This is a genomic window from Paenibacillus sp. 10L310, from assembly GCF_056395745.1.
The window spans coordinates 1029553-1054500 of the sequence record NZ_JBFTKC010000001.1 but is presented as its reverse complement, the minus strand read 5'-3'; the positions used below and the strand labels follow the sequence as shown (position 1 = coordinate 1054500).

Sequence of the window (24948 nt, the reverse complement as noted above, 5' to 3'; positions counted from 1 at the left end):
TTCATCCTCCATCTATTTCAAACCGCCGTAACGCCTTGTTCTGCGCTGATATTCGGCTACTGCTTCAAGCAAATGCTTTTTGCCAAATTCGGGCCAGTATATATCCGTAAACCATAATTCACTATATGCAAGCTGCCAAAGCATAAAGTTGCTTAATCTCAACTCTCCGCTCGTCCGGATCAGCAGATCCGGATCAGGCATGTCAACCGTCAGCATATGTCTATCAATGAGTTCAGGTGTTATGTCCTCTGCCGATAGTTCCCCCGATTTCACCTGCAGAGCGATCTGTTTAACACAGTCCGTCATTTCACGACGACTTCCATAGTTCATTGCAAAGTTCAAAACGAGACCTGTATTATGTTCCGTAAGACGAATGGCTTCCCGCAAGGCATTAATGGTATGAGAAGGTAAATGTTCCTCTTGACCCATCATGCGAATGCGCACATTTTTTTCTATAAGTTCATCCAGCTCTATGGCTAGAAATTCTTGCGGAAGTCGCATCAGAAAATCCACTTCTTCTTTTGGACGCGTCCAGTTTTCTGTCGAAAAAGCGTACATCGTCAGATATTTGATGCCCAGTTCATCCGCCGCGATGGTCGCACGTTTGACCGCCTTCATGCCATTTTGGTGCCCGGCTATACGCGGGAGTCCCAAACGTTTGGCCCATCGTCCATTGCCGTCCATGATGATGGCGACGTGCTGCGGGATATTGTCCTCGGATATAGTCAGCGTTTCCTGCTTGTCAGCCCCATTCCACCACGACCGAACCCGTTTGATCATTCCTGTTCCTCCAAAATCCCTGAAGTTTCTTTATCTGAAGCTTGGAAAAAGAGACAAAACCCCACCGTATTGGAGGGGCTGCGCTTGTCTTACACTTCCATGATTTCTTTTTCTTTGGCAGCGAGTACCTTATCGACTTCAGCAATAAACTTGTCGGTCGATTTTTGGATATCATCCTGATGTCTCCGCGATTCATCCTCGGAAATATCTGACTTTTCCATTTTCTTAATGTCATCATTCGCATCCCGGCGAATGTTACGAATCGCTACTTTACCTTCTTCACCGAACTTCTTCGTCAGCTTAACAAGTTCCGCTCTACGTTCTTCCGTCAATGCCGGAATAGACAAACGGATCATGCTGCCATCATTGGCTGGAGTAAGACCCAGATCCGATTTCATGATGGCACGCTCGATGTCACCCATGGAGGATTTGTCCCAAGGCTGAATCATCAGTGTACGGGAATCCGGAGTACTGATATTAGCGAGTTGATTCAATGGCGTCATTGCTCCATAATACTCTACCTGAATTCGGTCCAGAAGAGCTGGAGTTGCGCGGCCTGCACGCAAACTAGCCAGGTCACGACGCAATGCTTGAATTGCTTTTTCCATACGCTCTTCGGCATGTTGTTTAACCGCTTGTGGCATTAATCTACACTCCCTTTAACGATTGTTCCGATACGTTCGCCCAGAACAACACGTTTGATGTTACCTTGTTCCGTAATGGCAAATACGATCAACGGGATGTTGTTGTCCTTACAAAGCGAGGATGCCGTCGAATCCATTACACCAAGGTCTTTGTTAAGAATATCCATGTAAGTCAACTGATCAAATTTCACAGCCGTACTGTCCTTAAACGGATCTGCTGAGTATACACCATCAACTTTATTTTTGGCCATCAAGATAACTTCTGCTTCAATCTCCGCTGCGCGCAGTGCTGCTGTTGTATCCGTGGAAAAGAACGGGTTACCTGTACCTGCTGCAAAAATAACGACCCGGCCTTTCTCCAGATGGCGAATAGCTCTACGACGAATATAAGGCTCTGCAATCTGTTGCATTGCAATAGATGTCTGTACACGCGTAGGCACTTCAATCTGTTCCAAAGCATCCTGCAGTGCCAGCGAGTTCATTACTGTCGCCAGCATACCCATATAATCGGCAGTTGCACGATCGATGCCGTTTTCACTACCGGCAATTCCACGCCAGATGTTTCCGCCGCCACATACAATAGCAACCTGTACACCAAGTGCAACAACCTCTTTTACCTGTTGGGCAATCGACGAGATCGTATCTGCATCAATACCGTAGCCGTTTTGACCGGAAAGAGACTCTCCGCTGACCTTTAAGACAACACGTTTAAATACTGGCTGTTCCAATTATTCACCCTCCACTTTGAATCGAACACGCTTGGTGTTCAACCAACAAAACTTCTCGCGCATGGCCTCCTGCTTAAAAAGAAAGGAACACAGTTGTGTTCCGCTCTTTTAGGAAAAACGTTTAACCGGTAAGGCACTGTTTTCCTGAGATATAAGGGAGTTTACGCTTCGAAGTTTCATCATTCTTATATCTTCGAAAATCAATTTTGCTCGCCGGTTTATAGAAACCGTCTTATTTGTTTACTTGGGACATAACTTCTTCTACGAAGTTGTCTACTTTTTTCTCAAGACCTTCACCCAGTTCGTAACGAACGAAACGACGGATGGAGATGTTTTCACCAATTTGGCTGATTTTTTCGTTCAGCAATTGAGAGATTGTTTTGTCTGGATCTTTAACGAAAGTTTGTTCCAGCAGGCAGTACTCTTCGTAGTATTTACCAATACGGCCTTCAACCATTTTTTCAATGATTTTCTCTGGTTTGCCTTCGTTAAGAGCTTGAGCTTTCAGGATTTCTTTTTCTTTTTCCAGCTCATCTGCAGGAACTTCTTCGCGTGTAACGAATTTAGGATTAGCTGCAGCGATTTGCATAGCTACATCTTTAACGAAATCCTTAAATTGATCCGTTTTACCAACGAAGTCTGTTTCACAGTTAACTTCAACCAAGACACCAATACGTCCACCAGCGTGGATGTAAGATTCCACAACGCCTTCAGTTGCTGCACGGCCTGCTTTGCTTGCTGCTGCAGAAAGACCTTTCTCACGTAACAATTCAGCTGCTTTTGTTACATCACCGTTTGCTTCTTCCAGTGCTTTTTTGCAATCGAGCATACCAGCGCCCGTTCTTTCGCGAAGTTCTTTTACTGCACTCGCATTAACTGCCATTATAAATTCCCTCCAACATTAAGTATTGTACGTACACTCTAAAAAAAGGGCAGTGAGAGGTTATCCACCTGCCAACCACCCTTTTCATTTAGTTTATAACATATGTTCGAATCTATTAAGCGGAAGTTTCTTCGCCTTGGTTAGCTTCGATTACAGCATCAGCCATTTTACCTGTCAGCAATTTAACAGCGCGGATCGCGTCGTCATTACCTGGGATAACATAATCGATCTCATCCGGATCGCAGTTAGTATCAACGATACCAACAATTGGGATACCCAATTTGCGAGCTTCCGCAACAGCGATACGCTCTTTGCGTGGATCGATGATGAACAGGGCGCTTGGCAGGCCTTTCATATTTTTAATACCGCCCAAGAATTTCTCCAGACGATCTTTTTCTTTGCGAAGCAAGATAACTTCTTTTTTAGGCAATACAGCGAATGTACCGTCTTCTTCCCAAGCTTCCAACTGTTTCAAACGATCAATACGTTTTTGAATAGTTTGGAAGTTAGTCAGGGTACCGCCAAGCCAGCGTTGGTTAATGTAAAATTGACCAGCACGTTCAGCTTCTTCTTTAACGGAATCTTGAGCTTGTTTCTTAGTACCCACGAAAAGAATTGTACCATTCTCTCCTGCGATTCCTTTAACGAAGTTGTAAGCCTCTTCGACTTTTTTCACCGTCTTTTGCAAGTCGATGATATAAATTCCGTTTCTTTCAGTGAAGATATAACGATCCATTTTTGGGTTCCAACGACGAGTTTGGTGACCGAAGTGTACCCCAGCTTCGAGAAGCTGCTTCATGGAGATTACTGCCATCTTCACACACCTCCTAATATGGTTTTTATTGTGTCCTCCGCCGGCATCATTTTTCGCCAAGACTCTCCATAAGGAAAGCACCCTCAACAAAATTAGCACATGCGTGTGTTTTAACACCGTTATTTAATATAGCATAACTGACTGTCCGATGCAACAGTCTTTGAAGCTAAAATCTACTTTTCATTTTTTGCTAGTATCGAATCCTTTAAACTTGATATGTAACTCAAAGCTAATTATTATCAAGCTTTGAAAATGTACCGTTTAATACGCAAAAACCGTCCTGTCCGAGCATGCTCAGTTTGACGGTTCTTTCGTGATTTTTGCGATAATGGATTTGAAACTTTCGCCTTTTTCAAGCGCATAGGTACCCACCTGGATTTTGGTATTGATTCGCTCAGCCTTGCCAGCCTTTATGAATGCTTGAGCATCATCTACGATTCCCGCAGTTTTTAGGTTTGCTGCAACGATCGCCAGACTGTTGCCTGAACGTACTTTAAATGATACTGTTGCGCCTTTCGGATTGCTTGGCGTTACAGGTTCTGTTGTCTTCGGCTCAGTTATCTCTTTCTGCCCTTCACCTTCACTTGCAGCAGGCTCTTGTGGCTTCTCAGGCTCGGTAGGTGTTTCCGTAGAGGTTGCTGTCTCTGGCGGTGTTGCTGTACTCCCCTGCAACTCACTGCTCTCCTGCTTTTTCTTTGCCACCCACTCTGCTTCTGTGTATAGTTCCTCTTCAGAACCGACCAACTTCATATCCAAGGTTTTCGCGGCCGTTTCAAGCTGTTCTTTGGTCATATTGGCAGTCTGCTCGGGGTCCAGATTACTATCCGACAATGCATTTTGTCCAACTGTGGCCAGTTGAAGCAAAACCGCACCAATAATCATGCCGCTCCCCAGACCAATCCATAAGGATCGCTTGTCCATGACTTAGCTTTCCTCCCGTTCTGCCAGTTGCAGTATTAACTGTACCTCACCTCGCTGAATGCCTGTCTGCTTGGATATGGCATCCATCGACTTACCTTCAGCATGTAGATTAAAGAGTTCTGCATATCGATCTTTAATCGATTCACGCCCAGGCAAAGATTCGACTTCACTGGTCTGTTGGTCTGCTTCTAACGCCTGCTGGGCCGCCTCTGCTTGTACACTTTTCACGAGCGCTTGTGCTTGCAAACCTTCGGAAGATTGTACAGATACATTACCGGAGTGTGGAACAGGTGATGCGACAGCTTCGTTCTTTTTGCTCTGTTCCAGCTGATCCAACCGCTGCTGTAATTCCTGAAGTTGCAATTGCATACGTTGATCGGCTGCTGTCGCTTCTCCCTTCATTTCAGCCACACGTTGAATAAGAGCATCATTATCATTTTCGATCTCGGTCATGTAGTGCTCAAGCGTAGATTCCATCTCCTGCACCAGTTGATGCCCAGGCTCTTGCACCTTGTTTTTCCGAGGCATAATACAAGCGTAGGCGATGGCGCAGGCCCCTAATATGACAATAATGATCCATGGTGACAAATTGGGTTCTCTCCTTCTGATTCAACCATCGGTGCGCAAGACTGCATGTCCATAACAACCATTTATTATAAAGACAGATCTATGTGTTTTCCCTTGTACGGGTGCTCTGCAGGTTTGACAGTTTCTTGAGCCTGAGCCGTCTCCTGTCCATCGGAACCACTCTGCTGATCCCCATCATGGTTATGACCATCACGCACCGAAGTCTGTGAAGTTTCGTCCATTGCTTCACTTCGTTGCCTTGCTTCATTTGCTTCTTTCGACGTTTGCTCTGCCAAAAGATTCTGATCCGTAATCGGTCGCTGCTGGGCTTCACTTTGATAACGTCCCGCTTCACTTGTTCGTGGTACCGCAATCTGCAACTCCACTGCTTTGAAACTCATACGCTCACCTCACGGTTTCGAATGGATTTCTTCCTGTGCCTGAATGCTGTACTTAAACGTATGGAACCATCGTAATATCACCATCGTGATAATAAAATGAAATTCGACTCACTGGATCTTTAATAAATTTCGTGTATCTGCCGATAACTATTTTAGAGCCCCCATAAATCATCTTCAGAATATCAACACGAGCATTACTTGTATCTTCAAGTGCCTTTTCAATTTCAAAGATACGCATTTTCGTTTCTTCACTTATACGAAGAGCAGATTTCTGCGTAGCATTCAGTTTGATTCGCATCGACATCTTATCTGGAGTTAGTTGTCCAGCGGCAGCTAATTGATCCAGCAATGTCAAAGCTTTCTTCGTTTTGTCCAAGGAATCCATCTGCTCTCTGACTTCCTTGCGCAAATCATTGAGTTCGTTACGTAGCTTTGGTAGCACACCAACTTCAATGGAAGTGACCGTGGACATGCTGTTGCCCACAACACGCGCTGAGACGTTCTGACCAGCCTGGATCGAGCCACCAACAATAAGACCCTTGGTTCCCGCACAGATGACACCGTGGCCAGCACGAATATTAGAATGCATAATACTTTGGGAAACCAGAACATCTTCACCGGCATCTACGTTGCCTTCTTGAATGAAAGTACATTTAACATTATGGCCTGCTTGTACCAGTCCTTTGTTATAACCAATAATACCACCGGTAATTTCGATTGAGCCGCCTGCTTCCAGTTCAGCTCCTTCGACACCTCCGACGACACGAATGTCCCCTGCTGCTTTTACTTTAAATCCGGTAAGTACATTGCCTCGTATGACAACTGTGCCTACAAAGTCGATATTACCGTTATTGTAGTCAACGTCACCATTGACTTCATAAACCGGAAACACATTCAGTTTGTTACCGTCCGTTTTGGTAACCAGCCCATCCAGTGCAGCATACATCGCAGAACCATCCGGGTTAATCACAACGTTTTTCCCAACTTTAAACCGAGCTTCTTTTCCCGGACGATAAGGAATTTCCTCACCCGTTACTGCCCTGCCTGGTATGCCATCGCTAGGAGCGATCCGCTCTGCAATGATCTGACCACTACGGACATTGTTTAATCGGGTCACTTCTTTGTAATCGACAGTTCCATCTTCCGATTCCAGTGGTCGTCGTTCATTCGTATCGTCCATTCCAACCAGGACCTTGATGAAGCCATCTGTTCCTTGAATGGGAGCGACACCTTCTGCAATCTTATATTTATCTTTCAAATAGGTTTCAGGGTTGTTCACAAAAAGTAATAGTGCCTCTCGCGATACACCTTGTTTGATGCCCTTGTTTGCCACAAATTGTTCAAGTTCATCGATCGTGCAGGCAAAGCCTTCTTCCTCTTTGGAAAATTCAAGGTAGGCTGTGCATTTGTCGTCCGATAAAACAATGTTTAAACATTGTTCCAAAGCAGTCCGCTGTGTCACCGCAATTCTTCCCCCTTTTAGACTTTCCACTCCCCAAACTCCAGTGATATTACTTCTCTCTATTAATCTTTACGCATCAACAAATCTTTCTGTTTGTCCAACGTGCCGCGTAATCGTAATATTGCCTTGGAATGTAACTGGGATATACGAGACGGAGAAAGAGACATAACCTCAGCAATTTCACTAAGAGAAAGATCTTCGTAATACAAGAGTGAAACAACCGTTCTCTCTTTTACCGTCAACTTGTCAAGCCCTTGCACCAAAGCTTCCTTCAAATAAAACTCATTCACTTTATAATCCGGATTTTTGGCTTTCTCATCCACCATCAAAGACAGACGAGTCTCAGACTCTTCCTCACGAATTGGGTCCTCCAACGAGCAAAGTGACATGACTGCCACTTCCTGAAGCATATGTTGAAAGTCTTTAGTGGATACGTCCAAGTACTCGCTCATTTCCTCATCACTAACAGACCTGAGGTAACTTTGTTCCAGCTGTTGGTAGGCGTCTTCAATTCGCTTGGCCTTCTCACGCACAGAACGCGGAACCCAATCACCTTGACGCAGACCGTCAAGAATGGCTCCGCGGACCCTCCATGATGCATAAGTTTCAAATTGCAGACCACGTTCATAGTCGAACTTCTCCAATGCATCAATTAACCCCATAACGCCATTGCTCTCCAAGTCATCCTTGGGAACATTTTTGGGTAAACCAACAGCCAGTCGACCGGATACATAATTTACAATATGAAGATACTTTTCAATCAACGTTTTCTTGGCTTCAAGATCTCCATGTTCTTTCCACTTTTCCCACAGATCTGAATGGTTCAAATGTGAAGCTTTACGCTCGTTCAATTACTTTCACCCTCCTTGTTTGTCTGTCAGGTGACGAACGGCCTGCGCCAATTCCTCCGGATCCTTGGTCCGGACAAGTTTAGGCGGATCCAAAGGGGCGAATCCCGTTGGAGCTTTCGTCTCAGATGGCGGAAGATCGTCCCCAGATGAAGCGTTCTGTCCACTCTTGAGCAAATCATTCAGCTCTTGTCCATCGTCTTCGATTTTAATGTCCACCTGTGAACCTCTTTGATCTTGAGCACTTGGTGAATCATAACCATACCCATTTCCCTCAATCTGAGGGTTCAGCAGCAATCCCAATCCCCAGCGTAAACCATATGCAAGGACAAACCAGGCTACGAATCCGATCAATCCGCGAATTAAACTGGTCGTCAGCACATTGCTGCTGTATGCTACAAAAAAAGTAAGAATAAACCCAACGATGCCTGCTCCAAGATTAATGCGGTAGTTTCCTATCATAGTCTTATAGTTCCTTTACACCCATTTGTACGCTTCGAATAGTCAAAAGTCCAGTTTCACAATCCATCTCAATCGTTCGTCCATAATTCCCACCCGTATCTTCTGCTAGAAGAGGGATATTGAGTTTTTGAAGCCACTCTCGACAAGAATCTGCATTCCTTGGTCCAATACGCATTGTATCTCCAGCGCCAGCAAAGGCAAACATCTGAGAGCCTCCGGCCATTTTAGACACAATACGTGAGCGAGAAGCGCCTAGTTTAATCATCTTTTCCAAAAGCTCAGGCAACGCCGTGTCCGCATATTTCGCAGTGTTCAGTTTCCCTTCACGGGCGATCTCTGAAGTAGGAAGCATGACATGCGCCATTCCAGCCAGCTTCAAATGTGGGTCATACATTGTTAATCCCACACACGAACCCAAGCCAGTCGTACGGATTACACCAGGAAGATGAGCGATGTTTAAATCCGCCATACCGACTTTAACGACGCTTTTGTCCTCAATCATAGCTCAGTGGCACCCCTAGCGATTCAAATATCTTTGCAAAGGATGGTGGATCCGGAATGAGGAAAAACTGACCCTCAACTTGATCTTCACCTTCAAAGAAAGATGTGTCAATCAACAATGCAGCGTCACCCATCTCGCCAAATTGCAGCAAGCCATAACTTAGAATGGCACCTGCCATGTCGATGGCAAGTCCAGGGACAGTTGGATACATAGACAACTTCGTGAAATCTGCCAGAGAAGAAAGATAGGATCCAGCCAAAATATTTCCAATCTCGGAAAGCGCTGATTGTTCCATATCTGTAAAATCAAGTCCTTCTTTCAGATCAAACCCGGCAAGTCTATTTAACAACATTTTAGCAGCCTCTGGTGTCATCATAAAGAAAAGATTTCCCGGTGCCTCGCCTTCTACACGAAGAAACACGGTAACCACGATGCGTTCATCTCCGCCCACTTTTTCGGCAACTTCTTCAAAAGGGAGCATTTGTACTGTAGGTACACCCATGTCAATCGGTCTGTTGAGGAGTTGAGACAACGCCGTTGCGGCGTTGCCTGCTCCAATGTTACCGACCTCTTTGAGCACATCCATCTGGAATACCTCAAATCGGTTGAACATCTCCACGGTACTAGCCCTCAACACTTTCCAGCTGTACAATCTCGCTTTTATTTAATACTTCGTTTAGGTTGAGCATGATCAACAAGCGTGAATCTTCCAATTTAGCAACACCTCGCAGGTATCTCGCTTTGACGCCGCCAACCACTTCTGGTGGGCTATCGATCGCACTGCTCTTGATATCAATAACATCATTGGCAGAATCTACGATAAAGCCAACTTGCATGTCGTCTACACCTACGATAACAATACGAGTCTGATCCGTGTATTCCGTTTCCGGAAGGGAGAAACGACCGCGTAGATCAATGACCGGAATTACAACACCGCGTAGATTAATAACTCCTTTTACAAAGGAAAGTGTCTTGGGAACACGGGTAATTGGCATCATGCGCTCAATCGTCTGAACCTTGTCTACCTCAATACCATACTCTTCGGAACCCAATTTAAAGACGATGACTTTCAACTCTTCTTCCATGTAAAAAACCTCCCTATTAAATGTAAGACTTAGCTCTATGCTTATTTAATAAATGCATTAGGATCAAGAATCAGGGCTACTTGTCCATCTCCGAGAATGGTTGCTCCAGAGATTCCTTCAATAGCAGGAAGATAGGTTCCCATTGATTTGAGAACAATCTCACTTTGTCCAATAAATTCTTCAACAGCTACGGCTGCAAGACGGTCGCCTTTGCGAATCACGACAATTTCTGTTTCTTGCTCATCAGCGTCATTGAAATCCGGTACAGAGAATACTTCGCTCAAAGACAAGTACGGAATAAGTGACTCACGGAACGTGATCATTTTATTGCCGTGAATATTACGAACTTGCTCACGTTGTACAATGGCCGTTTCTACAATGGAAGACAACGGAACAGCATATTTCTCAGAACCAAGTCGTACAAGCATTGCAGCAATAATGGATAGTGTCAACGGAAGCTGAACAGAGAAGTTCGTGCCTTTGCCTGGAGTTGAATGAATCGTTACATTACCGCCAAGCGAAGTGATCTTCGATTTTACTACATCCAAGCCAACACCCCGGCCAGAGATATCCGAGATAATATCAGCAGTACTAAAACCAGGTGCGAACAACAGCTGATTCACTTCATCATCACTCATTTTGGCACCTTGTTCTTCGGTTACAACACCACGTTTGATCGCGGTTTTCAAAAGCTTGTCGCGATAGATACCTTTACCATCATCTTCAATTTCGATAAATACGTGATTTCCACTGTGGAAGGCACGCAGGTTTACTGTACCCATCTCTGGTTTACCTGCAGCTACACGCTCTGCAATGGATTCCACACCATGGTCAACCGCGTTACGCAGTAAATGCACAAGCGGATCACCAATCTCATCAATTACCGTACGATCCAGTTCCGTCTCAGCACCTGTAATCACCAGATCGATTTTTTTATCAAGTGTCTTAGCCAGATCACGGATCATGCGCGGGAATCGATTAAATACGGTATCTACCGGAACCATTCGCAATTTCAGTACAATATTTTGCAAATCTGTGCTAACTCGACTTAAATGAGCTACTGTATCGGATAAATCATTGTTGCCTGTTTCACTGGCCAGTTGCTCCAGACGTGAACGGTCAATCAACAATTCACTGAACAGGTTCATCAATACGTCGAGACGTTCAATATCCACACGAATGGTACGTGAAGGTGCAGCAGCTTGCTTCGGTGCAGCTGTTTTAGCTGGTGCCGTTGTGGTTTCTTCTTTGGGTACAGAATTCTTATCCGGCGAAGCAACCTCAGCTACAGCTGTTGGTGCGGGTGGCGCTTCAACTGTAGCTGCTACCTGATTGGCCATCTGCTGAAGAGTCTCCTGATCCAGTTGAATGAGCTTTGCACTTTCAATTTCAGAGATACTCATGATGCCTTCTTCCAGTTCGTGCGCTTCTTTAGTTGTTATGTAATACAACGAGAAACTGCGCTCAAACTTCTCCTGCTCAATATCCTGAACGGATGGGTAAGCCTTAACGACTTCACCTGAACGTTCCAGCATATCAAAGACCATATAAGCCCGTACACCTTTTAACTGGCTATGCTCGCTAACAAGCACATCCACGTAGAACACACGATGACCTTCGGCGATCGACTGATCCAGCACTGAATATTGGAATTCATCCAGCTCCACAGCCGAAGAGATTGAAGCGTTAGCCGGCTTGTTTGTTTCTGTAGCAGGTCCATTTCCGTTTGTCATTTCACCATTTTCAATGGCTTGAAGTGAAGCTACGATCGACGATACATCTGCTTTACCTTGTCCACCTTCGGTAATATCCTGAACCATAGTTTCCAAAGCGTCCAGACTCTTGAACATGGTATCAAAAATGTAATCCTGCATTTTCAACTTCTCATTACGAACCAGATCCAACACATTTTCCATTTTATGTGTCAGTGATGCCAAATCTTCAAAGCCCATAGTTGCTGCCATACCCTTCAAGGTATGAGCAGAGCGGAATATAACCTGAACTATGCCCAGGTCTTCCGGATTGCCTTCAAGTTGAAGCATGTTTTCGTTAAGCGATTGCAGATGATCATTAGACTCATCAATAAACATGGATAAATATTGGTTCATGTCCATTGTGAGGCACCTCCTCCGTGAGTTACACTCCGTTATTTCACTGCTTGAACAAGTTTAGACGCAATCTCCTGCAATGGCAGAAGATGACGAACGCATTGCAGCTCTACAGCAGAACGCGGCATACCATATACAACACATGTTTCTTCATTCTCGGCAAAGGTTGATGTAACTCCAGCTTCGTATAATCTCTTCATCATACGTGCTCCATCACTTCCCATTCCCGTCAGCAAAACAAGATGCCTTTGTAAAGATGTAAACGGCAGAAGTGACTCAAACATCGTATCCACTGAAGGTCTATGGCCATTCACTGGTTGATCTTCAGTCAGCTTCACGATAAACTTCCCGTCTGCTGTTTTGTTAACTTTCACATGGAATCCGCCAGGTGCTATATAGGCGGTTCCTTTTTTCAGAACCATGCCCTCTTCAGCTTCAACCACATGCAGTGGACTGAATGTATTCAATCGTTGAGCCAGAGAACGTGTGAAATTGGGCGGCATATGCTGCACAATAATGACCGGTGCAGGCAAATCAGCAGGCAACTGCTCGAGCAATGTCTTGAGAGCCCTCGGTCCACCCGTAGAACAACCTATTGCCACAAGTTTGTTGAATGGTCCTTCCAGCCCCCCTCCACCTTTGGGAACAGGATTAGGCTTGATTACATCCTTGGCTTTTGCAGAGGCAGAAGTTGCCGCTATTTGATCAGCTGCCACTCTAGCTGCATTAGGTAGTCGAACTTCCTTTGGAGTCTGTACTGGATTAGCTGACCTCACTGCTTTTTCTGCCTTCGTCCCCAAATTACGGTCAGCCTTTGGCAAAGGCTCCGGTTTATTCTCTACGCGACCTGGTTTTGAAGGTGACAATGGTTCAATTGGTTTCTTTGCTTTGGCCTGAAAGGCTTCAGTCCGCTCTCGAAGAGAGCGTTGAATCGTCTCGACAGGTTCGATCGTTTTTTTCACAGGCTCCGCTCGATCCCTAGCCGGCAGTTCTTTCTGCACTGGCTGAGTTGGGGGAGCAACTGCTCCTCGCAACATGTCTCTATTTTTCATGGATAACTCACGATCAGCTTTTCTTTTAATCTCATTCATCGCAGCTCGCATGCGCTCAACCAAGGCTTTACCAACTTGAGCAATATCCTGGTCATGTGAAATAGATGGTTTGCGAATGAAGTCAAATGCCCCAGCTTCAAGCGCCATAATGGTTTCTTTCATGCCTTGTTCATTGATACCAGAGAGCATAATCACAGGAACGAAAGATTCCTTCATAATTGATTTTAATGCATCCAACCCATTCATTTCGGGCATCTCAACGTCCATTGTAATAATATCGGGTTTCAATTCTAGTGATCTTTGAATCGCTTCTCTACCGTTTGATGCCGTTGCTGTAACCTTGAATTCTGGATCCGCTTGGATCAAATCCGTAACAATCTTACGCATAAAAGCGGAATCATCGACAACCAATACTTGATACGCCGCCATGTTGTGTCACCCCTGTTTCCTTTATTCAGAAATCATGTTGTCCGTTTAAGCCACTTATTCATAAATCCCCTGATTCCTGTCAAGGTTCCGGATCCCGGAGTTGCAGGTACAGCCAGATAACGAAGAGCAAGTTTCTCTATATCTTTAGAGGCTTTGGCATTGGGATAAGCCAGACTATAGGGCATTTGCCTTTTAACCGCCTTGACTACCTGAGCGTCTTCTGAAATATACCCAAGTAGCGGAATATCCGTCTGCAAAAACCGCCTCGCCACTCCAGCTATTTTTTCTGCCACCCGTTCCGCTTCTCGTTCGTCTTCCACCCGGTTAACGATCATCCGAAAGGGCGTAGCATTTTCCTGGCCGTGCATAACTTTGACTAAAGCATAAGCATCGGTTATTGAAGTCGGTTCAGGTGTAGTTATAATCAGGCATTCATCAGCAGCACCGATGAACTTCATATTCTCTCTGGAGAGTCCTGCACCAGTGTCAAAGATGACATAATCCATTTCCTGGGCAATATCCTCGACTTGACTGGCAAAAAACTCCAGATCACGATCAGACAATGAGAATAACTCTTTCATGCCCGATCCTCCAGCAATGTAAGGCAAGCCACTGGCACCCAGTTGTATGATTTCCCTTATGGATTTTTGTCGGTACAACAGGTGGTAAAGATTATAGGAAGAAGACGTACCCATAAGAACATCAATATTAGCCATTCCAATATCAGCATCAAATACAAGTACCTTTTGCCCCAAAGCCTGCAATGCCAAGGCAAAGTTCAGTGTGAAATTGGATTTGCCAACACCTCCCTTACCACTGGCCACAGTAATGATTTTCGAGGATCGAATATCTCGCTCAATGCCTTCCATTTCCAATGGCGCGGAGACCATACTTCGAAGTGTAGCTGCCTGATCCTTCATTGTGACCATTCTCCCAGCAACTGTTTGGACAACGAATCTGCATCTGGTTTCAACAAATCGTCTGGAACATTTTGTCCATTTGCCACATATGCGAGCTTGAGTGGAAAACGGTGTAACAAGTTAAATAGCGGACCGCAGCTCCCAGTCTCATCCATTTTGGTGAAAATCACCTTATCCAGTCCATATTTACTGAAATGTTCCGTGATCTGCACCATATCAGCACTTTTGGAAGTCATACTCATGACCAGAAAGGTTTCGCTATTCTCTACAGGAGCAAGCAAGCTTTGCAGTTCTGAAACAAGTAATTCATTTCTGTAGTTTCTACCCGCTGTATCCATAAAGATCAAATCACAATTCTCTAATCGAGAAATGGCACGTTGTGTATCACCAGGCGATTGCACCACCTCAAGTGGAACATTCAGTATAGATGCATACGTTCTAAGCTGTTCTACCGCCGAGATCCGATACGTATCTGATGTAATGAATCCAACTTTACGCTGTTTTTTGAACATTTGTTCAGCAGCCAATTTTGCAATTGTCGTAGTTTTCCCTACACCGGTTGGTCCAGCTACATAGACGATTCGCGTGGTAGGAAGAATGCCTTCTTCAATACGTTGCTCCAAAAAGTGCATAACCTCAAGCTTCACTATTTGCTCTACATCCTGTTCTTTTAATCCATTCTCAGACCATTTTGCTTGAATTGAATCAAACCAGGATTCCCATACTTCAGGCCAAACATCTTGTTCTGTCAAACGTTCACGGATCGTATGCAGTTCCTCTGGCACAGGGTCTGCAGAAGTACCTTGCTTTGAAAGCCTGGTCACCATCTGTTTAAGATCCTGCAATTCAGTCATCAACTTATCCTGTTGCAGGTCTGAACCTGTTGGCTTCGGACCAGTTGTTGAACCCGAAAAATCCGCCCCTTGCGGTCGCGGTTTATGATCCGTGCTTGAAGAACCTGAGCCGCTGTCTATGTTTGAACCGATATTACGCGATTCAAACACAGACGGTGCAGCCGCAGATTGGTCCTGTACACTTTGATCAGCTGTATTCGTTGTCACCGACTCATCAGAAGCCGCAACAAACGAACGAGCTGTTTGCCGATAAGCCTCAGGTACAAATGCACGAGGTACAGGTGTGAATTGATTTTGTACTGGCTTTGTTGTTTGCTTGTTTTCTTCCTTATCCACTGCAGCTACAACTTCGATCCGTTTTTTGCGAAACATTCCCATTACACCGCCCACCTTAATCTCTTTGGTGGACAGAATAACGGCATCACTTCCCAGGTCTTTGCGAATTTGAAGCATAGCTTCGGGCATGGTCTCAACAACGTATTGTTTTACTCTCATAAGTTCACCACCCCGATACTTTGAATTTCAACATTCGGCTCCAACTCGCTGTAGGAAAGCACAGGAATGTCCTGCATAGTACGTTCAATAACCTGACGCAGATACATCCGAATGGTTGGAGAAGTTAATACAACAGGTTGTTGACCTGATTGAATCAAACGGTTCACTTGTTCACTGAGCTTCTGATATACACTTTGTGTAGATACAGGGTCTAGCGCAAGATAACTGCCTTGATCCGATTGTTGCACACTTTCAGCAATTTTCTTCTCAAGACCAGGTCCAACCGTGATCACTCGAAGTGTCTCACCTTTCTGTGAGAACTGCTGAGTAATCTGACGTGAGAGGGATTGTCTGACGTATTCAGTCAGCACATCAGGATCTTTCGTATACGTACCATAGTCAGCCAGTGTCTCGAAGATGGTAACCATATCTCGAATAGATATTTTCTCACGCAATAACTTGGCAAGCACTTTCTGTACATCACCAATGGAAAGTAGAGAAGGGATCAGTTCATCCACAAGGGCAGAATAGTTCTCTCTGAGATTATCCACAAGTGCTTTTGTCTCTTGTCTTCCAAGTAACTCATGCGCATGTTTCTTAATCAGTTCCGTCAGATGTGTAGCCACAACAGATGGCGGATCAACGACCGTATATCCTGCAAGTTCGGCTCTGTCTTTGGTTACTTCATCAATCCATAGTGCCGGAAGTCCAAAAGCAGGTTCCGTCGTTTCAATACCTGTCACAGACTCCTCATCATAGCCAGGACTCATGGCAAGGTAATGATTCAACAACAGTTCTCCGCCACCTACCACATTACCCTTGATTTTGATAACATACTCATTGGGTCTGAGCTGGATATTATCTCGAATCCGTATGACCGGAACGACCAACCCCAGTTCAAGAGCACACTGCCTCCGAATCATAATGATCCGATCCAATAAGTCCCCACCCTGCTGATTATCAGCAAGTGGTATTAAACCATAACCAAATTCAAACTCAATAGGGTCCACCTGAAGCAGGTTAATTACACTTTCAGGACTTCTAACCTCTTCAATCTGCTGTTCTTCTTCCAACTGTTCTTCCGCTACTTGTTTCAAATTCAGATTATTCTGCATACGCCACGCGGCATATGCCAACACACCTGCCAACGGAAGCGTAGTAATAACATGAATTGGTGTGAAGAAACCGAGCATGGCAATAACGAAAGCTACGATATAAATTAGTATTGGATATGTAAACAGTTGCCCCGTAATATCATCTGCCAGGTTTCCTTCTGAAGACGCTCTGGTGACGATAAGTCCTGCTGCTGTGGAAATAAGCAGAGCAGGGATTTGGCTTACCAATCCATCTCCAATAGTCAGTACAGAGTACGTTGACATTGCATCTGCAAAAGCCATCCCATGCACAGTCATACCGATTATAAATCCACCAATGAGATTGATCAGGAGGATGATAATACTTGCAATTGCGTCACCTTTTACGAATTTACTTGCTCCATCCATCGCTCCATAGAAATCGGCTTCACGTTCAATTTTGGAACGACGCTCACGAGCTTGTTGCTCGTTGATCAGACCCGCATTCAGATCCGCATCAATACTCATTTGTTTACCAGGCATCGCATCAAGGGTGAATCGGGCAGCAACTTCAGCTACGCGCTCAGACCCCTTTGTAATAACGATAAACTGAACGACAACGAGGATCAAAAACACGATAAATCCAATTGCAATCTGTCCTCCAGCAATCCAGCTACCAAAGGTAGCAACTACAGCTCCAGCATCCCCTTCACCAAGAATTAGCTTGGTAGTCGAAATGTTCAGAGCCAGTCGGAATAGTGTAGTGATCAACAGCAAAGCTGGAAAAATAGAAAACTGCAACGCTTCTTTGCTGTTCATTGCAACAAGGAGTATCATCAGTGCAATTGAAATATTGACGACCAGCAACAAGTCCAACAGCCAGGTTGGGATCGGAAGAATCATCATCAACACAATGCCAATGATACCCGCAAGGACAGCTATATCTTTAATCTTCAATGAATGTACGGCCTCCGATCCCCTTTTATTTCGTTCTGCCCTTTAGTTTATATACATAAGCCAGCACTTCAGCTACCGCTTGAAACAAATCGGCCGGTATAGCGTCACCAATCTCGGCTCTCTGGAACAATGCCCGTGCCAGCGGCTTGTTTTCCATCGTAATAACACCGTTTTCTTTGGCTATTTCCTTAATACGCAAGGCGACATAATCCTGACCTTTGGCAATAATCTGTGGTGCCTCCATCTCGGAACCTTCATACTTTAGCGCAACCGCAAAGTGGGTCGGGTTCGTGATGATTACATCCGCATTTGGCACTTCCTGCATCATACGCTGCATAGCCATACGACGCTGGCGTTCCCGGATTTTACCTTTGATCAGCGGATCACCTTCCATTTTCTTGTACTCGTCTTTGATGTCTTGCTTGGACATACGAATCTTCTTCTCATGGTCATACTTCTGATACATGTAATCAAATATCGCAAGTATCATTAATGCCACTGCAATCTTGATACCAAGACTTAAAGTGATCGACGCAGCGAAATGTAAAATAGCATCCAATGAAAAATGAGAAAGTGAAGCAATATCTGACTGGTAGCCTTTAATTGTACTGTAAACGAGATAACCGATAAGCGACATTTTCAAAATGGATTTAGCAAATTCCACTAATGAGCGGAGAGAGAATATATTTTTGAAACCTTTAATCGGGTCCAGTTTCTCAAGTTTTGGCTTCAAACCTTCCCCTACAAGAAGAAAACCAACTTGCATGTAGTTAACGATCAAAGCAACCAGTAACGCACCCAGCAAAACGGGAGCGATCAATAACAAAACTTCAATGCCATAGCGCATCATAAGCGCCATCACATTCTCTCCGGTGATATCCATACTCAATCGATTGATGAAGATATCTGTAAACAGACGAACTATACGTTCTTTATAGAAATTGCTGAATACCATCATGATCAAAAACACGATTAGGAGAATGGATGCGCCAGATAGTTCAGCGCTTTTTACAACCTGTCCTTTTTTTCGTGTATCCTGTCTCTTTTTCGGGGTAGCTTTCTCCGTCTTCTCCCCTGAAAACAACTGGAGGTCGAGTTGAAGTTTCATCCGTGTCTTTTCCTCCGTTTCACTCAGCCGGGCCTTTGTCCAATGGTTCCAAGCAATTTTTCCATCGATCTGAATATCGCTTCGAACAATTGACTAAATACAAAGGAGAAACTGGGAACCAGCAAAAGCAAAATAGCAAGACCAACGAGTAACTTAAGCGGCAACCCAACTGCAAATACATTAAATTGAGGAGCAGTTTTGGCCAAAAAACCCAATCCAACATCCGTCAAAAACAACGCAACTACAATCGGAGCCGACATCTGAAAAGCCAGCATAAATGATTGACCTAAGGTCTGAATCAAAAATTCAGCAATACTTCCATCTGCCAACCGTAGGAAAAACACATTAGATAATGGTACCCACCGGTAACTGTAAACTATCGCATCCAGCAAATAATGGTGACCATTCATTGTCAGAAACAGAAGCATAGCAAATGCATACTTCAAGTTACCCGTAAGTGGAGCTGAAGCACCTGTCATTGGATCGTATACATTGGCCATACCAAAACCGATCTGTAGATCGATAAAGGTCCCCGCAGTCTGAACAGCCGTCATCAACAGATAAGCCACAAAACCTAAAAGCAGGCCAATTAGAATCTCTCTGATGATCAATAAGACATAACTCAGGTCTGTGGGTACGGTCTGGTCTATTCCGTAAATCAGATAGACAGATAATGTGACAAATGCAGAGATACCTATTTTAACTGAAGCCGGCACATTTCGAGCCGAAAAAACTGGCGCAGTTACAAAAAATGATGTGATTCGACAAAACATAAGCAGAGCGACAGGGAAACTTTGCAACAATGTCTCCATCTGCTAAAGCCTACCCTATGTATCTGTATAGATTATCGAGAATGTTAAACGTGAAATCGACCAAGATATTTAAGATCCAAGGTCCAAACAAAAGTACTGACAGAAGTACGGCAACAATCTTGGGCACAAAAGCTAATGTTTGTTCCTGAATTTGAGTTGTCGCTTGAAAAATACTGATTGCAAGTCCTACAACCAGAGCTAGTATAAGCATAGGTGCGCTGGCCAGCAATGACGTGTATACCGCTTTCCCGGCCAGACCGATAATAAATTCCGAAGTCATGACCGTCCTCCTTTAACTTTCCGGATCAAGTATTAAAACTCAGTAACAGTGACTTGACAACCAGATACCACCCGTCCACAAGGACAAAGAGCAGTATTTTGAAAGGTAATGAGATCATGACCGGCGGAAGCATCATCATCCCCATTGCCATGAGTGTACTCGCGACAACAATGTCTATAACCAGAAACGGAATAAAAATCATAAACCCCATCTGGAATGCTGTCTTCAACTCACTGATTACATATGCCGGTACCATTACAGTGATTGGAATATCCTGGTAGGTCTTTGGTTGTTCAGTCTGATTGTACTTCATAAACAGCAACAGATCTTTTTCTCTGGTGTGACTAAACATAAATTTCTTTATCGGATCAGCTGCTTTTTCAAGTGCCTCTGTTTGCGTAAGCTCTCCCTGGAGATAGGGCTGAAGCGCTACCTGATTTATGGAAGACAACGTCGGCGACATAATGAAAAGTGTCAGAAATAGCGCCAAACCGACCAGCACCTGATTGGGTGGCATTTGTTGTGTACCCAAAGATGTACGTATAAAACCGAGCACAATCACAATTCGAGTAAAACTGGTCATCAGTACAAGCATTGCTGGAGCGATACTAAGCACCGTAATTAACAGAATGATGGACAGTGAACTCGTGCTTGGTGTTCCTCCATCACCGTTTCCAATCTGAATATCAATATTCGGAATGGGTTCGGCAAAGGCAACCGTTACAGATGCCAGACTGATAAGTCCTAATAAACAACACGCTAACCAAATCTTTTTCTTCATGAATCCCTCGACCGATCTGTAGTATTGTCTTTATCCAGGAGCTTTTCCATCTTCTCTTTACGGTTAGGCATCTGCCGAAGTTTGGATTCAAACATTTCGTGAAAAGAAGTTGTGTCCTCTAGTTCCATTTCCCGCGGCGGTTCTTCTTTACGGAAACGTTTTGTGAGCTTGGCAATGAGAGGTGAGAGATTTCCTTGTTGTGCAGCAGCATCTCGTTCGAAGGAATCAATGATTCTTTGGGCCTCTTCCAGATCCGAAACCTTATCTATCAACTGAATGTCTTCACCTACACCAAGCAGATATACACACCCACCAATTTCCATAATTTGCAACGACTTGTTTTGCCCCAGTCCAACTCCGCCCAGGGTACGAATTGTGCCGTGCCGGAACATTTGCTGATTCCTTTTGTTTAGAAAACGGATCAGATAAACAATAAGGGCCAGGATGACGGCCAGGACAACAATCACCCATACAAGCTGTAAATAATAATTACTTCCCACGCCAGCTCCTCCTGGAATATCACCCTGAGCCATCATCATGTCTCTTAAACGCCCAGTGTCTTGCTGATCGCTTCGATAACCCGGTCAGATTGGAACGGTTTAACGATAAAGTCTTTAGCACCTGCTTGAATAGCGTCGATTACCATCGCTTGTTGACCCATCGCGGAGCACATAATTACTTTAGCGTTAGCATCAATCTTCTTGATTTCTTTCAAAGCTGCAATGCCGTCCATCTCAGGCATCGTAATATCCATTGTGATCAGATCCGGACGAAGCTCTTTAAATTTCTCAATTGCTTGTGAGCCATCCTGTGCCTCACCAACAACCTCATATCCATTTTTGGACAAAATGTCCCGGATCATCATTCTCATAAATGCAGCGTCGTCTACGACTAAAATTCGGTTTGCCATCTTGATTTAAGTCCTCCCTAAATTGTGCTTATTGTAATTTCTGAATTCGGTCCCATTGGCTAACGATATCTATAACACGAACACCAAAGTTTTCGTCAATAACGACAACTTCTCCCTTGGCGATCAGTTTGTTATTCACCAAAATATCGACAGGTTCCCCGGCTAACTTATCCAGTTCGACAATCGAACCCTGTGACAGTTCCAAAATATCTTTAATTTGCTTCTGGGTCCTTCCTAATTCTACGGTGACCTTAAGGGGAATGTCCATCAATAAATTCAAATTGTTTTCGTCTACCTGACCATACGCCCCATTTTGCAAATTGGCGAATTGAACTGGTTGTACGTTAACATTCCTATTTGGCATTCCACCGTAATGTTGAGGTGCACCATAAGGTTGCTGCGGTGGCATGCCATACGGCTGCTGTGGCGGCATTCCTTGAGGCATACCCATCGGGGCCTGTCCATATCCGTTATAGTCCTGAGCAGGCTGTTGTGGAGCCTGTGGAGCCTGTTGGTGCTGAACGGGCGGCTGCTCCGCAACCGGTGGTGGCGTTGCTGGTACAGCTGCTGGCGCAGGTTCAGGTGTTGATGCCACTGGTGCGCTGGCTGTTGACTCCTGAGCGCCTCCAATCAGCATATCTACCATGTTTTTGGCAAAATGTACTGGAAGCAACTGCATAAGATTGGAATCGATCAGATCCCCGATTAACAAACGAAATGAAACTTGGATAAGGGTCTCATCTGCTGGAAGATTACTTACACCCTCTCCACTCTCCAGATTGAGAATATCGATTCCCGGAGGGGAAATATTCACAAAACGATTAAAAATGGTGGACATTGAGGTTGCAGAGGAACCCATCATCTGGTTCATCGCTTCCTGTACTGCACTAATATGGATTTCATTCAGTTCTTCATCCACCGGATTTCCTTCGCCACCCAGCATCAAATCAGCGATGACTTGAGCATCTCTCTTCTTGATAACAAGTGAGTTAATACCTTCGAATCCATCCACGTAATTCACATGAACGGCAACATGTGGCTTAGGAAAAGCTTCTTCAAACTGCGTTCGACTAATGATAGAAACTTTAGGTGTTGTAATATCTACTTTGAGGCCTAATAGCGTGGACAAGGCTGTTGCCGCGCTACCAAATGTAATGTTACCAATCTCCCCCAAGGCATCCTGCTCCAGCTCGGTCAAAAAATCATCAACCGTCTTTTCAGCGGGTTCCGAGCTGTTTATCGATTCCGATTGCCTGAGCAAAGCATCGATTTCTTCTTGGGATAAATAATCCTTACTCGTCAAATTCTTCAACTCCTTCGGTGACAATCTTGTCTATTTGCACAGCCACACGGTCTTTGATTGTCCCCGGACTGCCCATGTATTTCAGTTTGTCACCCACTTTAATGGAAAGTCCCTCATCAACTGGTTTGTTCAACGTAATGACATCGCCAACGGACAGACCCAGAAATTCTGCAATTGAAATTCTCGATTCTCCCAATTCCGCAACGATTGGTAACTTGGCTTTGTTCACACGCTCTTTTAGAGCATCATACTCCTCCGGAGCTCTCGTTTTCTTCTCCGAAACAAACCACTGATGAGTTGACAACCGTGACATAATAGGTTCAAGAACGACATGCGGTATACATAGATTGATCATGCCTGTCGTGTCACCAATTTTGGTACTGAGCGAGATCAGAGCAATGGTCTCATTGGGAGATACAATCTGCATAAATTGCGGATTGGTCTCGAGCGCTTCCATCCTTGGGGAAATATCCAACACAGTCTTCCATGCTTCTTGCAAACTTTCAAATGCTCGGCTGAATATCCGCTCCATGATGGTCGTCTCAATCTCCGTCATCGATGCGATCTTGGTTGGAGCAGTTCCGGTTCCACCAAGCAGGCGATCCAACATCGCATAACCCACGTTTGGATGGACTTCCATCACCATTCGTCCCTGTAGTGGCTCCGCTTCAAAAATGTTCAATATCGTCATCTTAGGAATAGAACGGATAAACTCATCATAAGGCAACTGTTCGACCTGAACGACATTGATTTGAACGAACGTCCGCAGTTGGGCTGAAAAATAAGTGGTGAGAAAGCGTGCAAAGTTTTCGTGAATACGAGTCAAGCTTCTGATATGGTCTTTGGAGAAACGCACTGCCCGCTTAAAATCGTATGATCTAATTTTCTTCTGAGTATCTTCCTTCTTCAATTCTTCTGCGTCCATCTCACCAGAAGAAAGGGCTGCTAATAGGGCATCAATCTCATTCTGTGATAATACATCCACCATGTTCTCACCCCCTTACAGGTCTACAGCGTGTTCTGTTCATTTACATTGGCGCTATAACAATGTCTGAAAAACTAGTGCTTTTCAATTTCGGCTCAGGCAATGCCTCATTAATCAGACCTGTCAGTTTCTCATTGAATTGTTTCATACCCTTGGCCGAACTCAGTTCCTCAGCCTTGGTGTCTGCAAGTGCCTGAATAATAATAGGCTTCACCGTAATGCTTTTAATTTTCTCAAAATCTTCTTTGGCTGTTTTATCAGATAAAATGAAAGAAAAACTAACCATAATAATACGATCCGGATCGGCCATATTCGTTTTAATCTGTGCAAGCTCTGAGGATACCTCTACAATTTCATCCGCAGTCATTTTTTTTTCTTCAGCAGCTGCCGCCGTATGTGTGTCGTTCTTATTCCCGGTCTGTCCTTGCATAAATACAAACACAACCACCACAATGAGTGTTATTGCCAGCAACATTGTTGCAAGCCAGGGCATCATTTTTTTCATCAGGATTCCTCCGTTTGCTGCACTTTAATAGTGGCTGCCTGAACCCCGATTTCACGGTTGTAATCTTTAATTTTGGAAATAACTTCATCGGCTTTCTCAAGCACAATCAATCTCTTTCCAGTCACCAGAGTAACATACGTGTCAGGCGTCTCTTCCACAATCTCAACCATCAGCGCATTTAACCACATGGGAGAACCATTTAACCGCGTAACCGAAATCATGCTAAGCCCCCTCGATCAGAGTGGGAGGAGCAAGCTCCTCCACATTTTAAAAATCACT

The 24948-nt window shown here is 44.5% G+C and carries 29 protein-coding genes; all 29 read right to left on the bottom strand.

All coding sequences use genetic code 11. The annotated features are described in order from the left end of the window. Nucleotides 1–12: 12 nt before the first annotated feature. Complete coding sequence (locus AC1DE7_RS05050) at nucleotides 13–780, bottom strand: isoprenyl transferase (protein WP_017689151.1); 768 nt, start codon at nucleotides 778–780, stop codon at nucleotides 13–15. An 89-nt stretch (nucleotides 781–869) separates the two neighbouring features. Next, nucleotides 870–1424: a ribosome recycling factor gene (frr, locus tag AC1DE7_RS05045; RefSeq protein ID WP_100529402.1), complete on the bottom strand. Its 555-nt coding sequence runs from the start codon at nucleotides 1422–1424 to the stop codon at nucleotides 870–872. Further along, nucleotides 1424–2152 carry a UMP kinase gene (gene pyrH, locus AC1DE7_RS05040; RefSeq protein ID WP_017689153.1) on the bottom strand — a complete coding sequence of 243 codons (729 nt, stop codon included), beginning with the start codon at nucleotides 2150–2152 and terminating at the stop codon, nucleotides 1424–1426. Before pyrH ends, frr begins: the two co-directional genes overlap by 1 nt. A 232-nt stretch (nucleotides 2153–2384) precedes the next feature. Next, nucleotides 2385–3035, bottom strand: coding sequence for a translation elongation factor Ts (tsf, locus tag AC1DE7_RS05035; protein WP_036609326.1), 651 nt, complete (start codon nucleotides 3033–3035; stop codon nucleotides 2385–2387). A 115-nt stretch (nucleotides 3036–3150) separates the two neighbouring features. After that, a complete protein-coding gene (rpsB, locus tag AC1DE7_RS05030) occupies nucleotides 3151–3849 on the bottom strand; it encodes a 30S ribosomal protein S2 (RefSeq protein ID WP_047842496.1) in 699 nt (232 codons plus the stop codon). A 294-nt stretch (nucleotides 3850–4143) separates the two neighbouring features. After that, entirely contained in the window at nucleotides 4144–4770 is a 627-nt protein-coding gene (locus AC1DE7_RS05025; protein WP_036670382.1) for an endolytic transglycosylase MltG, read from the bottom strand. A gap of 3 nt (nucleotides 4771–4773) precedes the next feature. Continuing rightward, on the bottom strand, nucleotides 4774–5358 hold the full coding sequence (locus tag AC1DE7_RS05020; RefSeq protein ID WP_036670381.1) for a hypothetical protein: 585 nt from the start codon (nucleotides 5356–5358) through the stop codon (nucleotides 4774–4776). Nucleotides 5359–5423: 65 nt separating this feature from the next. Then, nucleotides 5424–5738, bottom strand: coding sequence for a hypothetical protein (locus tag AC1DE7_RS05015; protein ID WP_036609332.1), 315 nt, complete (start codon nucleotides 5736–5738; stop codon nucleotides 5424–5426). Between the two features lie 52 nt (nucleotides 5739–5790). Continuing rightward, on the bottom strand, nucleotides 5791–7200 hold the full coding sequence (locus AC1DE7_RS05010) for a DUF342 domain-containing protein (RefSeq protein WP_076249810.1): 1410 nt from the start codon (nucleotides 7198–7200) through the stop codon (nucleotides 5791–5793). A 62-nt stretch (nucleotides 7201–7262) separates the two neighbouring features. Continuing rightward, nucleotides 7263–8051, bottom strand: a complete 789-nt coding sequence (locus AC1DE7_RS05005) for a FliA/WhiG family RNA polymerase sigma factor (RefSeq protein ID WP_017689160.1) — start codon at nucleotides 8049–8051, stop codon at nucleotides 7263–7265. Nucleotides 8052–8057: 6 nt separating this feature from the next. Then, complete coding sequence (locus tag AC1DE7_RS05000) at nucleotides 8058–8510, bottom strand: hypothetical protein (protein WP_315371540.1); 453 nt, start codon at nucleotides 8508–8510, stop codon at nucleotides 8058–8060. Between the two features lie 4 nt (nucleotides 8511–8514). Further along, nucleotides 8515–9012 carry a chemotaxis protein CheD gene (locus tag AC1DE7_RS04995; RefSeq protein ID WP_091031874.1) on the bottom strand — a complete coding sequence of 166 codons (498 nt, stop codon included), beginning with the start codon at nucleotides 9010–9012 and terminating at the stop codon, nucleotides 8515–8517. Then, nucleotides 9005–9625, bottom strand: a complete 621-nt coding sequence (locus tag AC1DE7_RS04990; RefSeq protein ID WP_100529443.1) for a chemotaxis protein CheC — start codon at nucleotides 9623–9625, stop codon at nucleotides 9005–9007. The genes AC1DE7_RS04995 and AC1DE7_RS04990 overlap by 8 nt, the downstream gene beginning before the upstream one ends. A gap of 10 nt (nucleotides 9626–9635) precedes the next feature. Beyond that, nucleotides 9636–10097, bottom strand: coding sequence for a chemotaxis protein CheW (locus AC1DE7_RS04985; RefSeq protein WP_036609340.1), 462 nt, complete (start codon nucleotides 10095–10097; stop codon nucleotides 9636–9638). 41 nt (nucleotides 10098–10138) lie between these two features. Further along, nucleotides 10139–12211 carry a chemotaxis protein CheA gene (locus tag AC1DE7_RS04980; RefSeq protein ID WP_036609342.1) on the bottom strand — a complete coding sequence of 691 codons (2073 nt, stop codon included), beginning with the start codon at nucleotides 12209–12211 and terminating at the stop codon, nucleotides 10139–10141. A gap of 32 nt (nucleotides 12212–12243) precedes the next feature. Further along, the gene (gene cheB, locus AC1DE7_RS04975) at nucleotides 12244–13686 is read right to left on the bottom strand and encodes a chemotaxis-specific protein-glutamate methyltransferase CheB (protein ID WP_477533839.1); all 1443 of its coding nucleotides are present in this window, start codon (nucleotides 13684–13686) and stop codon (nucleotides 12244–12246) included. A gap of 32 nt (nucleotides 13687–13718) precedes the next feature. After that, a complete protein-coding gene (locus AC1DE7_RS04970; protein WP_036670376.1) occupies nucleotides 13719–14606 on the bottom strand; it encodes a MinD/ParA family protein in 888 nt (295 codons plus the stop codon). Next, on the bottom strand, nucleotides 14603–15955 hold the full coding sequence (gene flhF / locus AC1DE7_RS04965; RefSeq protein ID WP_253507493.1) for a flagellar biosynthesis GTPase FlhF: 1353 nt from the start codon (nucleotides 15953–15955) through the stop codon (nucleotides 14603–14605). Before flhF ends, AC1DE7_RS04970 begins: the two co-directional genes overlap by 4 nt. Then, nucleotides 15952–17985: a flagellar biosynthesis protein FlhA gene (gene flhA / locus AC1DE7_RS04960; protein ID WP_036670372.1), complete on the bottom strand. Its 2034-nt coding sequence runs from the start codon at nucleotides 17983–17985 to the stop codon at nucleotides 15952–15954. The genes flhF and flhA overlap by 4 nt, the downstream gene beginning before the upstream one ends. Before the next feature lie 25 nt (nucleotides 17986–18010). Then, complete coding sequence (gene flhB, locus AC1DE7_RS04955) at nucleotides 18011–19093, bottom strand: flagellar biosynthesis protein FlhB (RefSeq protein WP_174806417.1); 1083 nt, start codon at nucleotides 19091–19093, stop codon at nucleotides 18011–18013. Between the two features lie 23 nt (nucleotides 19094–19116). Further along, nucleotides 19117–19905, bottom strand: a complete 789-nt coding sequence (gene fliR, locus AC1DE7_RS04950; RefSeq protein ID WP_036609353.1) for a flagellar biosynthetic protein FliR — start codon at nucleotides 19903–19905, stop codon at nucleotides 19117–19119. A 10-nt stretch (nucleotides 19906–19915) separates the two neighbouring features. Beyond that, nucleotides 19916–20185, bottom strand: coding sequence for a flagellar biosynthesis protein FliQ (gene fliQ, locus AC1DE7_RS04945; RefSeq protein ID WP_017689172.1), 270 nt, complete (start codon nucleotides 20183–20185; stop codon nucleotides 19916–19918). A gap of 25 nt (nucleotides 20186–20210) precedes the next feature. Beyond that, entirely contained in the window at nucleotides 20211–20966 is a 756-nt protein-coding gene (gene fliP, locus AC1DE7_RS04940) for a flagellar type III secretion system pore protein FliP (RefSeq protein WP_017689173.1), read from the bottom strand. After that, nucleotides 20963–21499 (bottom strand): flagellar biosynthetic protein FliO, encoded by a 537-nt coding sequence (locus tag AC1DE7_RS04935; protein WP_100529395.1) that lies wholly within the window; start codon nucleotides 21497–21499, stop codon nucleotides 20963–20965. The genes fliP and AC1DE7_RS04935 overlap by 4 nt, the downstream gene beginning before the upstream one ends. Before the next feature lie 11 nt (nucleotides 21500–21510). Continuing rightward, nucleotides 21511–21876, bottom strand: a complete 366-nt coding sequence (locus tag AC1DE7_RS04930; protein WP_017689175.1) for a response regulator — start codon at nucleotides 21874–21876, stop codon at nucleotides 21511–21513. Between the two features lie 28 nt (nucleotides 21877–21904). Continuing rightward, the gene (fliY, locus tag AC1DE7_RS04925) at nucleotides 21905–23179 is read right to left on the bottom strand and encodes a flagellar motor switch phosphatase FliY (RefSeq protein WP_150367668.1); all 1275 of its coding nucleotides are present in this window, start codon (nucleotides 23177–23179) and stop codon (nucleotides 21905–21907) included. Continuing rightward, nucleotides 23169–24167, bottom strand: a complete 999-nt coding sequence (gene fliM, locus AC1DE7_RS04920; RefSeq protein ID WP_339188217.1) for a flagellar motor switch protein FliM — start codon at nucleotides 24165–24167, stop codon at nucleotides 23169–23171. Before fliM ends, fliY begins: the two co-directional genes overlap by 11 nt. 40 nt (nucleotides 24168–24207) lie before the next feature. Next, a complete protein-coding gene (locus tag AC1DE7_RS04915) occupies nucleotides 24208–24669 on the bottom strand; it encodes a flagellar basal body-associated FliL family protein (RefSeq protein ID WP_339188219.1) in 462 nt (153 codons plus the stop codon). Then, on the bottom strand, nucleotides 24669–24890 hold the full coding sequence (locus tag AC1DE7_RS04910) for a flagellar FlbD family protein (RefSeq protein WP_169478481.1): 222 nt from the start codon (nucleotides 24888–24890) through the stop codon (nucleotides 24669–24671). Before AC1DE7_RS04910 ends, AC1DE7_RS04915 begins: the two co-directional genes overlap by 1 nt. Nucleotides 24891–24948 lie beyond the last annotated feature (58 nt).